Below are 12,490 nucleotides of genomic sequence, written 5' to 3'. Positions count from 1 at the left end.
GAGCGGGGCTTGCGGAGCGAACAACGGTTACTGGTCGTCGCCTCGACTGGTGGTGGGCCTGGCCTGGTTGCGCCGCAGGCCGATCCGCCGCCAGTTGCGGCCGCGCACCGCGCCGCGGCGCATGCGGGTCGCGTCGGTCGGCAGTGCCACCGGGCGCACGTGCTCACCGCGGCGCGGCCACACCGCGCGGGCGGCGCCCGCGACCTTGCGCATCGGCGGCCGCAGCCCCAGCCGCCGCCCGACGCCGTGGGCGCGGCGGATGGCCCGGCGCTCCTTCGGCGGCACGTCCCACGCCTCGGGGTGGTCGGCGAGCCAGTGGTTGCGGCGCACCGCGTACGGGATGTGCAGCAGGTACACCACCAGCGCGGTCGCCAGCGCGAACATCGGGTAGGTGATCACGGCCGCCGCGAGCAGACCGGTGAGCACCAGCAGCGGCGCGACCGCGCGCGCGGGCACCTTGATCGTCTTGAGCGACAGCGTCGGGATGCGGCTGATCAGCAGCGCGGCGATCGCGACCGTCCACACCATCACCACGCCGTCGGTGTTCCACCAGCCGTCGCGGCCGATCTGCAGCGTCAGGATCAGCGGCAGCAGCGCGGCGAGGCCACCGGCGGGCGCGGGCACGCCGACGAAGAACTCCTTGGTGTACGGGGGTTGCTCGGTGTCGTCGAGCAGCGTGTTGAACCGCGCGAGCCGCAGGATGATGCACACGGCGAACACCAGCGTGACGACCCAGCCGACCCTGTTGCCCTGGAACTGCCACACGTACAGCACGAGCGCGGGCGCGACGCCGAACGAGATCGCGTCGGCGAGCGAGTCCAGCTCGGCGCCCATCTTGCTGGTGGCGTCGAGCAGGCGCGCGATGCGGCCGTCGAGGCTGTCGAGCACCGCGGCGACCGCGATCGCCGCGATCGCCGCCTGGAACTGCTTGGCCAGGGCGAACTGGACCGCGGACAGGCCTGCGCACATGGCAAGGACGGTGATGGCGTTCGGCAGCACCCGAACGCCCGCGGACGCGCGGCCCACGACGCGGCCCGCCACTCAGTCCGCCGGCAGTTCGGCGAGGACGGTCTCGCCGCCGATGGTGCGCTGACCCGGCTCGACCAGCACCTTCGAATCGACCGGCGCGTAGACGTCCACCCGCGAGCCGAAGCGGATCAGCCCGTAGGTGTCACCGACGGTGACCTTGTCACCCTCCGCGACCTGGCACACGATCCGCCGCGCGATCAGCCCGGCGATCTGCACGACCACCACGTCGGTGCCGTTCTCGGTGGTGAGCAGCAGGGAGTTGCGCTCGTTGTCCTCGCTGGCCTTGTCGAGGTCGGCGGAGAGGAACTTGCCCGGCTTGTACACCGCACGGGTGACGACACCGGACACCGGCGAGCGCTGGACGTGCACGTCGAACACGGACAGGAACACCGAGATCCGCAGGCGTTCACCGGCGGGCAGGCCGAGCTCGGCCGGTGGTTCGGCCAGCACGACGTGCGAGACGGCGCCGTCGGCGGCGGACACGACGAGTCCGGTGCGGCTGGGTGCGACGCGTTTGGGCTCACGGAAGAACCAGGCGACCGCGCCGGCCAGCACGAAGCCGACCACGCCGAGTCGTCGGGACAGGCGGCGCAGCAGCAGTGCCACCGCGGCGGCGCCGAGTGCGAACGGGCGCCCTGCCGGGTGCATCGGCGGCACGACGCTCCTGGTCAGCGCGATGAGGTGGGCGAGACGGCCCGAATCGGGGCCTTCTTTGGATTCGGTCATCAACCGGGACATTCCTCGCAAACGGGTGCGGATCTCTTACGCACCACGCTACGCCGGTCGCGGAAAGTGACCTCAGGGGAGACCCGCACCGGCCGACCGTGCACCCCCCGACGACGTGCACGAGCCGGCCGGTGTGGGCCAGGCAAACTGTTTGGCGGCACACGCAGTGTATGCCCGCACACGTGCCGTGAGCAATGGTCTGAATGCGCTTCCGGTTACCGACGGTTGCGGGGCGGCTTGCGTGCGACGGCCTGGATCAGCTGCAGCACGGCCAGCAGCACGATGGCGCCGAGTGCCGCGACACCCATGCTCGGGAGGTCGAAGTCCCACGTCTTCTCCTCGCCGGTGAAGGCGCGGTAGAGCAGTCCGCCCAGCGCCGCCCCGACCACGCCGACGAGGATGCTGACCAGGCAACCCTGCTGCCGCCGGTACTTGCCGCCGACGACGAGGTTGGCCACCCAGCCGACGATGGCCCCGAACACGATCCACGCGATGAACCCCACGTGCCGAGCCTACGTGGCCCCGCCGAGGAGCAGCACGTCCACGAGGTCACCCTCCGCGACGACCTCGATGTTCTCCGGCACCTCGATGAGGCAGTTCGCCGCCGCGAACGACGCGAGCAGATGAGAGCCGGGTCCGCCGACCGGAGTAACGAGATCCCCCTCGACGTGGCCGCGCCGGTATTGGCGGCGCGCCGAAGGGGACCGCAGCTCGGCGGCCGACCGCACCCGCGCCCTCGGCCGGCCGACCACGCCGTGGCCCATCGCGGCGAGCAGCGCGGGCCGCAGGAACAGCTCGAACGACAGCGCGGAGCTCACCGGGTTGCCGGGCAGCGTCACGACCGGCAGGCCCTTGAACACCCCCGACCCCTGCGGCCCGCCCGGCTGGACGGCGACCCGCGTGAACTCCACGCCCTGGCCGGTCAGCGCGTCCTTGACCACCTCGTACGCGCCCGCGCTCACCCCGCCGGAGGTGACCAGCAGGTCCACCCTGTCGAGGTGCTCCGCGATGGTCGCGTGGAACGCGCCGACGTCGTCGGGCACGAACCGCAGCACGGTCGCCTCGCCGCCGGCCTCCCGCACGGCCGCGGCCAGCATGACGCTGTTCGACTCGTAGATCTGCCCGTGTAGCAAGGGGTTTCCCGGCGCGACCAGCTCGGAGCCGGTCGACAGGACCAGCACGCGCACCGGCCGGTGCACCGGCAGCTCGGCCAGCCCGATCGCGGCCGCGAGGCCGACCTGCGGCGAGCCGAGGACGATCCCTGCGCGCAGGACGGTGTCACCCTCGGTGACGTCCTCGCCCGCCAGCCGGATGTGCGTGCCGGGCGCGACCGGCGCGTGCACTGCCACCCGCTGCTCGCCGCCGTCGGTGTCCTCGACCTTGACGACCGCGTCCGCGCCGGGCGGGACCGGCGCGCCGGTCATGATCCGGTGCGCGGTGCCCGGCAGCAGCGGCACGATGTCGGTTCTGCCTGCCGGGATGTCGACCGGCACAGGCAGGGTGACCGCGGCGTGCCGCTCCGCGCCGGCCACGTCGGCGGCGCGGACCGCGTAGCCGTCCATGGCGGAGTTGTCGAACGGCGGCAGCGACACCGGCGACACCAGGTCCCCGGCAAGCACCAGCCCGGCACAGTCCAGTAATGGCCGCAGTGTCACCGGGGTGGGCGGGATCAGCGCGGCGACCCGTGCGCGGTAGTCGGCCACGGAGATCGGAGCGGAGAGCGGAGTGTTGGCCACGCCCGCATCCTGCCCGCTGGCAGAACGTGCGTGCCAGACTGCACCCGTTCCGAACACGATCACGGAGGGCACGGTGCAGGTCCGCACGCGGCACACCCCGGCGTTCGGCGTCGCGAGGCTGAAGCTGGCGCCCGGCGAGGCGGTCCAGGCCGACTACGCCTCGATGATCGCGACGAGCTACGGCGTCGTCGTGGACGTGCGGGCCAGGGGCGGGTCGCGCAGCAGGTCGGTCAGGGCCGTGTTCACCGCGCCGGCCGAGGGCGGCTGGGTGGACGTCGCGCCCGCGCTGCCCGGCGACGTGTACCCGCTGGAGCTGGACGGCGTGAACGGCTGGTGCGTGACCCGCGGCTGCTGGCTCGCCGCCCCCGCAACGGTGCGCACCGACCCGCAGTGGGCCGGGTTCCGCAACCTGTTCGGCGCGGAGCCGGGGTTCGTCGAGCACGTGTCCGGCGTGGGCACACTGGTGCTGTCCGCGTGCGGCACGCTCGACGTGGTGACCCTCGAACAGGGCGAGCTGATCACCGTCGACCCGGCCTACCTGCTGGCCTACTCGGAGATGACGCAGTCGCGGCTGCGTGCGGTGAGCCAGTCGATCGCGCAGTCCGTGCGCACCGGGGAGGGACTGCTGCTGGACTTCGCCGGACCTGGTCAGTTGTTGATTCAGACCCGCAACGCGCGGGCGATGCTCGCGCAGCTCGGCGGCCCGGGTAACGGTCGATGACGGATCGGCGCAACCCTGCGCGGGCCGCAGGAGCCGGACGTTAGGCTTTGCCCGACGACGAGTGAATGGATGAGTGGTGTCGGAGGACCTCACCGGGCGTCGCCTGGGGCATTACCGGATCGACGGTGTGCTCGGCAAGGGCGGCATGAGCGTGATGTACCGCGCCACGGACATCCGCCTCGGCCGCAAGGTGGCGCTGAAGGTCATCGCGGAACACCTCACCGAGGACCCGGAGTTCCGGGAACGCTTCGTCGACGAGGCACGCAACACCTCGGCCATCGACCACGCGAACGTGGTGCCGCTGTACGACTTCGGTGAGGTCGACGGCCTGCTCTACATCGCGATGCGGCTCGTCGACGGGTCCGACCTCGCGTCGCTGATCAAGGACGGCCCGCTCAAGCCGGAGCGCGCGGTCGCGCTGCTGACGCAGGTCGCCGAGGCGCTGGACAACCTGCACGAGCGCGGTCTCGTGCACCTGGACGTCAAGCCGGCGAACGTGCTGGTGACCAGCCGCGAGTCGACGGCTGAACACATCTACGTCGCGGACTTCGGGCTGACCCGCCGCGGCGCGACCGGCCACCGCACGCGCGGCGGCGACTTTCTCGGCTCGCCGACCTACGCCGCGCCGGAACACCTGCGGGGCGAGCCGGTTGACGCGCGCACGGACGCGTACTCGCTGGCCTGTGTGCTGTTCGCGTGCCTGTCCGGGCGGCCACCGTTCCCCGGTGCGGTGCCCGAGGTCATCCAGGGGCACCTGAACCGCGAGCCACCGTCGCTCACCGAGGTGGCGCCCTCGCTGCCCGCCGGGATCGACGAGGTGATCCGCCGCGGCATGGCCAAGAGCCAGGCGAACAGGTACGCGACCTGCCGTGACCTGCTCGCCGCGGCACGGCAGGCGCTTGCCCAGCCGGTGCGCCGCCCGCCCGCGGTGCCGGTGGGACAGCGCCCGCCCGCGCCGTCCCGGCCGCAGCAGACCACGCCCTACCGGCCGCAGCAGCAGCCGACCCCGGCAGGCGGGTACCAGCGGCCGCCCATGTCGTCGGCGGACCCGGTGCGGCTGCGGCCGCCCGTGCCGGCCGGGGCGAGCACGGCGTTCACGTCGTCGGACTCCTCCGGGGGCAACCGCTGGCTCGCGCCCGTGCTCGTCGGTGTCGTGGCGATCGGACTGATCGTCGCGGCGATCCTGTTCTTCAACAACTCCGGTGAACAGCCGTCCGGTCCCGGTGGTGGCGAGCAGACCACCACGACCACGACGAAGAGCGTGCCGTCCATCAAGGTGGGCGACGACGAACCGTCCGAGACGTCCGGCCGCTGACCTGGTTTTCTTGCACTCTCGCGGGGAGAGTGCTAAAACCGGAGTTGGCACTCGGTAGGTCAGAGTGCCAAAACGAGGTCGGGACGGTGAGGCCGGGATTCCCCGGTCGTCCGTCGCGGGCACCGAGCCTGGCCACGGACGTGAACTTCCAAACGGAGGACTTACACCGCAATGGCCAAGTTGATCGCTTTCGACGAGGAGGCGCGCCGCGGTCTCGAGCGGGGCCTGAACATCCTCGCCGACGCCGTCAAGGTGACGCTCGGCCCCCGTGGCCGCAACGTCGTGCTCGAGAAGAAGTGGGGCGCCCCCACCATCACCAACGATGGTGTCTCCATCGCCAAGGAGATCGAGCTCGAGGACCCGTGGGAGAAGATCGGGGCCGAGCTCGTCAAGGAGGTCGCCAAGAAGACCGACGACGTCGCGGGTGACGGCACCACGACCGCGACCGTGCTGGCCCAGGCGCTTGTGCGCGAGGGTCTGCGCAACGTCGCGGCCGGCGCCGACCCGCTGTCGCTGAAGCGCGGCATCGAGCAGGCCGTCGAGGCCATCACCGAGCAGCTGCACAAGATGTCGCGCGAGGTGGAGACCAAGGAGCAGATCGCGGCGACCGCGTCGATCTCCGCCGCCGACACCACGATCGGCGAGCTCATCGCCGAGGCGCTGGACAAGGTCGGCAAGGAAGGCGTCGTCACCGTCGAGGAGAGCAACGCGCTCGGTATGGAGCTTGAGCTCACCGAGGGCATGCGCTTCGACAAGGGCTACCTGGCCGGTTACTTCGTGACCGACCCGGAGCGCCAGGAGGCGGTCCTCGAGGACCCGTACATCCTGCTGTTCGGCTCGAAGATCTCCGCCGTCAAGGACCTGCTCCCGGTGCTGGAGAAGGTCATGCAGGCGTCGAAGCCGCTGCTGATCATCGCCGAGGACGTCGAGGGCGAGGCCCTGGCGACCCTGGTGGTCAACAAGATCCGCGGCACCTTCAAGTCCGTCGCCGTCAAGGCCCCTGGCTTCGGTGACCGCCGCAAGGCGATCCTGCAGGACATCGCCACCCTGACCGGTGGCCAGGTCATCTCCGAGGACGTGGGCCTCAAGCTGGACAACGCCGACATCTCGCTGCTGGGCCGTGCCCGCAAGGTCGTCGTGACCAAGGACGAGACCACGATCGTCGAGGGTGCGGGTGACGCCGAGCAGATCCAGGGCCGCGTCAACCAGATCCGCAACGACATCGCGAACTCCGACTCGGACTACGACCGCGAGAAGCTGCAGGAGCGCCTGGCCAAGCTGGCCGGCGGTGTCGCGGTGATCAAGGCCGGTGCCGCGACCGAGGTCGAGCTGAAGGAGCGCAAGCACCGCATCGAGGACGCGGTGCGCAACGCCAAGGCCGCCGTCGAGGAGGGCATCGTCGCCGGTGGTGGCGTCGCGCTGCTCCAGGCCGCCGAGGAGGCCTTCGCGGGCCTGAAGCTGGTCGGCGACGAGGCGACCGGTGCCAACATCGTGAAGGTCGCGGTCGAGGCTCCGCTCAAGCAGATCGCCGTCAACGCGGGCCACGAGGGTGGCGTCGTGGTGGAGAAGGTCAAGAGCCTGCCGACGGGCCACGGCCTGAACGCCGCCACGGGCGAGTACGAGGACCTGCTCGCGGCCGGCGTGCCGGACCCGACCAAGGTCACCCGCTCGGCGCTGCAGAACGCCGCGTCGATCGCCGCGCTGTTCCTGACCACGGAAGCCGTGGTCGCGGACAAGCCGGAGAAGAACGCCGCCCCGGCAGGCGGCGGCGACCCGACCGGCGGCATGGACTTCTGACCCAGCCAAAGGCAAAAGGAACGGCCCCGGAAGCCCAGCTCCCGGGGCCGTCCCCTTCCCCAACCCCCAAACCCCACGAGCCCCCACCCAAACCCGCGAGTCCCGCGTTCGGAACCTGCGAGTCCCCGTTTCGGGACCCGCGAGTCCCGCGTTCGGAACCTGCGAGTCCCCGTTTCGGGACCCGCGAGTCTCCGGTTCGGGACCGCCGAGTTGGCGGTTCGCGTTTCCGACCCGTCGCGAACCGCCAACTCAGCGGTCCCGAACCCGGAACTCACCGGTTCTGAACGCGGGACTCGCGGGTTCCGAAACGGGGACTCGCGGGTTCTGAATGGGGGACTCGCGGGTTAGGGGGTTGGGGGGAGGCAGGTTTGGCAGAAGTCTTCGCCGAAGGGGGTCAGGTGGACGCTGCGGCGGATGGTTTTCGCGGCTCGGCCCGCGCGGGCCATCGCTTCCTGGACCTCCGGTTGGACCTCCACCACCTGGTAGCGCGACGGTTCGACCTCCTCGTGGGAGTACCACACGAGGCCAAGCCGGAACAGGTTGTTCAGGTAGGCGTTGGTGCGGTCCATGTTCCGCACCCCCGCCTGCCGCCCGATCATCGACAGCCCGGCCTCGATCAGCTCCGATCCGATCCCGAGTGGCCGGTTGGTGCGCACGTCCACCGTCGGCTGCGGGCCCTCGTGGAACAGGAACCGCAGGATCCGGGCCTCGTCCGGGGTCAGTTCGCCCAGGATCCGTTCGTACGCCGGGTGTGTGTCCTCCACGAAACGCACGTCCGACGACCGGCGTAGCAGCTCGGCCCCCCGTGCCCGCAGCTCCTCGATCGACGCGTGGCGCTCCGCGGGCGCGGGCGGCACCCCCAGCACCGACTGCGCGGCACTCCGCAGCTCGGCACCCAGCCCCTGCGCGATCTTCACCGGTGGCTCACCGGCGGCGAGCCCGCGCACGACCCGCTGCCCGGTCTGGACGGTCGTGTGCACCACCCACTGCGCGGTCGACAGTCCCGCGTTCGCCGCGATCCTCAGCAGTCCCCACGAATTCGACGCCATCTCACACCCCGAAGATCGCCAGATGGATGAGCCCGGCACCGACACCGAGCACCCCGCCGTGCACGAACAACAGCCACTCGTCCTGCTTGATGGCCGACCGCAGCAGCTCGTTGAACTCGTCCGACCGCAGCTGCCGCATCTGCCGCGCCACGAACGTCCTGATCTTCCCCGCCTGCTGCCTGCCGAACTCCGTGTCCCCGAACACCGACGCGAACTCGACCGCCTCGTGCGCCACCGCGTCCCGGATCCGGTCGTACCGCTCGGTGCCGATGCCGACCCGCACCGCCGACCGCGCGAACCCGACCGCGTCGTCCACCGCGGGCCGCAGCGACGTCTCCAGCATCTGCCGCGTGCGGTCCGACCGCGGCCCGAACAGCAGCTCGTCGCCGATGTTCTTCATGTTGATGATGTCCTCGGAGATGATCGTCGCCATCACGTCGCTCACCTCCGGCTGCCGCTTCAGGAACAGCCCGTGGAACGTGAACGGCCCGACCCGCCTCGGGAACACCGGCTCGAAGATCAGCTTGATGCCGATCCAGTTCGCGACCCAGCCGATCACCGCGCCACCGAGCGGCAGCACCCACCAGTACGGCATGGCCTCCAGCAGGAACACCAGCCCGATGCCGGCCGGGATCCCGAAGTAGAGACCGAAGTTCTGCATGAACCGCAGTTCCTTGCGGCCCACCTCGCGGAGCATGTCGTTCATCAGCTCCGGGTGCTCCTCGAAGTGCCGGATCACCAGCAGCTTCGCGTCGATCAGCTGCTCGATGTACTCGCCGAGCTGGTCGGTCAGCTCGCGCACGATCACCGGCAGCCGCCGCTGGATCCGCGCGTGCACCGCCGACCTGAGCACCGGCGGCAGGTCCTGCCACAGCCGAGGGTGCTCGCGCTCCATGATCCGTTCGACCACGTCGCGGATCTCGCCGCGCGCGCTGGCCGCGATGTGGTCGGCGATCTTGTCCGGTTCGAACTCGCGGTAGAAGTCGCCGATGCTGCCGACCTTGAGCAGCGCCTTGTCGACGGAGATCGACGCCATCTTGGACACCCGCGACGGGATGATGCCCTGCCAGCCGAACCGGCCGTCGTGCGTGATCGCGGGGATCACCTGCACGCGCCTGGGCAGGTAGGAGTACAGGAACCGCAGCCCCGGCAGCCGCACGCCGTGGAACCGCATCGGCTGGAACAGCATGATCACGCCGGTCCAGTTGGTGACGTACCCGATGACGCCGGTGAACAGCGGCACGGAGAGCAGGTGCGTGAGGAAGCGCGAGTCCGACCAGTCGATCGCCAGAACCACCGTCGCCCCCTCGCTCGCCGCTGCCCCATGGTCAACTCTTGCCGGCCGCCACGCAATGCCTAGCCCGCGCCGAGCAGGATGAACGGCCGCCGCAGGGGGTCGGCGGCGGTCGCCTCCGCGAGCGCGCGGGCGGGGCTGACACCGGACGCGACGCGCCGGTGGTAGTCGGTCATGGTGTCCGCGAGGTCGGCGGCGGAGTCTTCGGTGGGGTCTTCGGCGGGCTTGCTGGCGAGGCGGCGGTGGTAGTCGGTCATCGTCAGCGCGGCCGACCGGTGCCCGACCCGGTTCACGGCCGCGACCACGGTCCGCGACCCGCTCGCGAGCATGGCGCCCGCGAACCCGAGCGGCTCGTCGCCCGGCCGGATGTGCGACAGCGCCAGCTCGCACGCGCCGAGCACGATGTGCGCGGGCGGTCGCCGCAGCCGCGCCACCTCGTGTGCGAGCAGCCCGCCGTCGTGCAGCTCGAGGCGGGAGAACATCGCGTTGGCCGCCTCGTGCGTGCCGTGCGCGGCGATGTGGACGAGCTTCGCCCCGTCCATCGCGGACAGCACCGCCGCGGTCGTGGCCTCCGCACCGTCCAGCACGATCGCCTCCGGGTACACCTCCCGCAGCTGGTCGAGCTCGGTCGCGGACGTCGGCAGGTCGGGCCCGCGCACCAGCACCACGGGCCCGTCGGCCGGCCTGACCTCGTCGGCGCTGACCCACGCGGTCGCCGACGGCGCCACCGACACCGCCCGCCCCCGCAGCGACGGCAGCGACTCCCACGGCACCGAGTACAGCCCGCCGAAGGGCACCACGACCAGCTCGCGGTCGTCGAGCAGCGACCTCGGGATGCCGTTCTCGCCGAACAGCAGGTCGTCGAGCGCGTTGATGCGCCGCAGCGCGGACTGCGACACGGCCTGCCGGAGCGGCTCGATCAGCTCGTCCGGCGCCAGCGCGTCGAGGTCGGCGTGGAGCTGGCGGGCGGTCTCCAGCACGCCGTCCTTGGGCCCGAGGCGGACGAGGTTGGTCCGCCCACCGGCGACGATCACGGCGGCCAGGTCGCGGTCGGGGCCCGCGAAGCTGATCAGCACCCGGTCCGCCAGGCGCTCGATGATCTCGGCAGGGGAGGCGACCGGCCGCGGCCGCCCCCAGTGGGACGTGTGCCAGCCAAGGCGGCTGACCTCGCGTTGCAGTGCGGCGGAGCGGCGTTCGAGGTGCGCGACGGCACGGCGTTCCAGGCGGGCCTGCTGCACGGTCCGCAGCACGGTCCTCAGCTCGCTGACCCGGCTGGCCAGCTCGGGGTCGTCGATCGCGGGCAGCGGCTCGTAGCGGTACACCTGCGCGCGGGTGCGTTCCTGCCAGGCGAGGACGCGGCGGGCGTCCGCCTCCGTGCGGGCGTCGTCGAGCACCAGGCCGACCGCGAGCCTGCCGAGCTCGATGCCGTGCACGGCGGTGCCGCACACCAGGTCGAGCCCGCCCATCCGGTCGCGGACCGCGCCTAGCTCGTCGAACCCGGCCTTGGCCTGGGCGAGCGCGGTCCGCTTCTGCCCGTGTGCGAGCGCGACCTCGGCACGGCAGAGCCTGCGCATCACCTTGTAGTCGATCGGCTCGATCCGGCTCGGCGGCGGCACCTCGTCGAGCAGTTGCGCGGCGGCGTCGACCCGGCCGCGGCGCAGCATCAGCCGCACGGCGAGCATCCTGGCCAGCGCGGCCTCGTCGGTGAGCCCCACCGAGGCCAACCGCTCCGCGAGCCGGGCCGGGGCCGCGGCCGACGGCCTGGTCGAGTCGTCCGACAGCGCGGCGGTGACCTCGGCACGCACTTTGGTGAGCGCGGCGACCTCCGCCCACGGCTCGCTGCCGCGTTTGACGAACCGGCGGCGCGCGGACTCCGCGAGCTTCTTCGCCAGCGTCAGGTCGCCCTCCAGCAGCGCGGCGGCCGCCCGCGCGATCTCCGCCTCCGCGAGGTCCTGGCTGACCTTCTGCTCCCGCAGGTTCGGCAGCGCCTCGTCGAGGTACCGGGCCGCGTCCTCGGCGAGCCCGGCGGCGAGCAGCGCCCTGGCCAGGTCGATCTGGGTGCGTGGCAGCAGGCCGGGGGCCAGCATGCGAAACGCCCGTTCCGCGTTCTGGTAGTGGTCGAGCGCCATCGGGATGTCGCCGGTGAGCTGTGCGATGTCACCGAGGTTGCCCTGTGCCTTCGCGCGGAGGCGGGACAGGTCGTGTTCGTCGGCCAGGGCGAGCGCGCGCTGCATGTCGGCCTCGGCGGGGCCGGGCTTGCCGTCGGCGATGTAGGTGAGGCCGCGGTTCATGATCACGCGGGCCAGGACCTCCGGGTCGAGGTCGGAGTCGGTGAGCGCGCCCTCGAGCAGCGGGATCGCGCGGTCGAACAGTTCCAGTGCCTCCGCGGTGCGGCCGGTGCGGTGCAGGACGAGTGCGCGCTGGCTGTCGACGAGCCCCAGCATGCCTGCGCGCCGTGCCCTGTCCGGCAGGCCGCTCGCGAGGGCGTTGGCGGTGCCGAGGTGCGCGAGGCCGCCCGGCACCGAACCGGCTTCGGCTTCCGTGTAGCCGAGGCTGACGAGCACCCGGATGCGCATCGTGACCGCGCCGATGTCGGTGTTGTCCACCGGAAGGGCCTGCAGCGCGAGCTGTAGCAGTTTCACCGCCTCGGCCGGTCGTCCCGCCGCAGCGACCTCGACGGCTTTCCCCCGGAGGTCGGCTGCGGCGGCGACGCCGTTGCCGGATGTGGTGCTGTCAGCGGCGGTCCCGCCCTTGCTCAGGCGTTGTGACACATCGTCAATGGCACCACACGTGCCACCCCGCGCGCGATGTCGGGGCGGGTGA

Annotated in this window: 10 protein-coding genes; 3 read left to right on the top strand and 7 right to left on the bottom strand. The window is 71.6% G+C overall.

Translation table 11 applies throughout. The annotated features are described in order from the left end of the window. Nucleotides 1-27: 27 nt before the first annotated feature. From pssA to moeA, 4 genes are all read right to left on the bottom strand, one after another. Entirely contained in the window at nucleotides 28-969 is a 942-nt protein-coding gene (gene pssA / locus ACFPCV_RS12460) for a CDP-diacylglycerol--serine O-phosphatidyltransferase (RefSeq protein ID WP_378056264.1), read from the bottom strand. Between the two features lie 72 nt (nucleotides 970-1,041). Next, a complete protein-coding gene (locus tag ACFPCV_RS12455; protein WP_378056263.1) occupies nucleotides 1,042-1,755 on the bottom strand; it encodes a phosphatidylserine decarboxylase in 714 nt (237 codons plus the stop codon). 215 nt (nucleotides 1,756-1,970) lie between these two features. Then, nucleotides 1,971-2,258 carry a GlsB/YeaQ/YmgE family stress response membrane protein gene (locus ACFPCV_RS12450; RefSeq protein WP_378056262.1) on the bottom strand — a complete coding sequence of 96 codons (288 nt, stop codon included), beginning with the start codon at nucleotides 2,256-2,258 and terminating at the stop codon, nucleotides 1,971-1,973. A 9-nt stretch (nucleotides 2,259-2,267) separates the two neighbouring features. Further along, complete coding sequence (gene moeA / locus ACFPCV_RS12445; RefSeq protein WP_378056261.1) at nucleotides 2,268-3,491, bottom strand: molybdopterin molybdotransferase MoeA; 1,224 nt, start codon at nucleotides 3,489-3,491, stop codon at nucleotides 2,268-2,270. 73 nt (nucleotides 3,492-3,564) lie between these two features. Between moeA and ACFPCV_RS12440 the strand changes: the two genes are divergently transcribed. The 3 genes from ACFPCV_RS12440 (at nucleotide 3,565) to groL (ending at nucleotide 7,324) form a co-directional block, all read left to right on the top strand. After that, nucleotides 3,565-4,212, top strand: coding sequence for a TIGR00266 family protein (locus ACFPCV_RS12440; protein ID WP_378056260.1), 648 nt, complete (start codon nucleotides 3,565-3,567; stop codon nucleotides 4,210-4,212). A gap of 76 nt (nucleotides 4,213-4,288) precedes the next feature. Then, nucleotides 4,289-5,527 carry a serine/threonine-protein kinase gene (locus tag ACFPCV_RS12435; RefSeq protein WP_378056259.1) on the top strand — a complete coding sequence of 413 codons (1,239 nt, stop codon included), beginning with the start codon at nucleotides 4,289-4,291 and terminating at the stop codon, nucleotides 5,525-5,527. Nucleotides 5,528-5,698: 171 nt separating this feature from the next. After that, nucleotides 5,699-7,324 (top strand): chaperonin GroEL, encoded by a 1,626-nt coding sequence (gene groL / locus ACFPCV_RS12430; protein WP_378056258.1) that lies wholly within the window; start codon nucleotides 5,699-5,701, stop codon nucleotides 7,322-7,324. 344 nt (nucleotides 7,325-7,668) lie between these two features. Here the strand turns inward: groL and ACFPCV_RS12425 are convergent, their stop codons facing one another. Genes ACFPCV_RS12425 through ACFPCV_RS12415 form a run of 3 tightly spaced genes read right to left on the bottom strand, consistent with a single transcriptional unit; the run spans nucleotide 7,669 to nucleotide 12,438 of the window. Continuing rightward, a complete protein-coding gene (locus tag ACFPCV_RS12425) occupies nucleotides 7,669-8,373 on the bottom strand; it encodes a DUF4393 domain-containing protein (RefSeq protein ID WP_378056257.1) in 705 nt (234 codons plus the stop codon). 1 nt (nucleotide 8,374) lies between these two features. Then, nucleotides 8,375-9,670: a DUF445 domain-containing protein gene (locus ACFPCV_RS12420; RefSeq protein WP_378056256.1), complete on the bottom strand. Its 1,296-nt coding sequence runs from the start codon at nucleotides 9,668-9,670 to the stop codon at nucleotides 8,375-8,377. Between the two features lie 59 nt (nucleotides 9,671-9,729). Continuing rightward, entirely contained in the window at nucleotides 9,730-12,438 is a 2,709-nt protein-coding gene (locus ACFPCV_RS12415; RefSeq protein ID WP_378056255.1) for a CHAT domain-containing protein, read from the bottom strand. Between the last annotated feature and the right edge of the window lie 52 nt (nucleotides 12,439-12,490).

The sequence above is a fragment of the Actinophytocola glycyrrhizae genome (assembly GCF_042653545.1).
Lineage (GTDB): Bacteria > Actinomycetota > Actinomycetes > Mycobacteriales > Pseudonocardiaceae > Actinophytocola > Actinophytocola glycyrrhizae.
The sequence above is the reverse complement of the archived record's forward strand: the minus strand, read 5'-3'. Positions and strand labels throughout refer to the sequence as shown.

Coding starts and splice junctions, on each gene's coding strand:
- ACFPCV_RS12425 (WP_378056257.1), bottom strand. CDS start 8,373: ATGGCGTCGAATTCGTGGGGACTGCTGAGGATCGCGGCGAACGCGGGA.
- pssA (WP_378056264.1), bottom strand. CDS start 969: ATGTGCGCAGGCCTGTCCGCGGTCCAGTTCGCCCTGGCCAAGCAGTTC.
- ACFPCV_RS12455 (WP_378056263.1), bottom strand. CDS start 1,755: ATGACCGAATCCAAAGAAGGCCCCGATTCGGGCCGTCTCGCCCACCTC.
- groL (WP_378056258.1), top strand. CDS start 5,699: ATGGCCAAGTTGATCGCTTTCGACGAGGAGGCGCGCCGCGGTCTCGAG.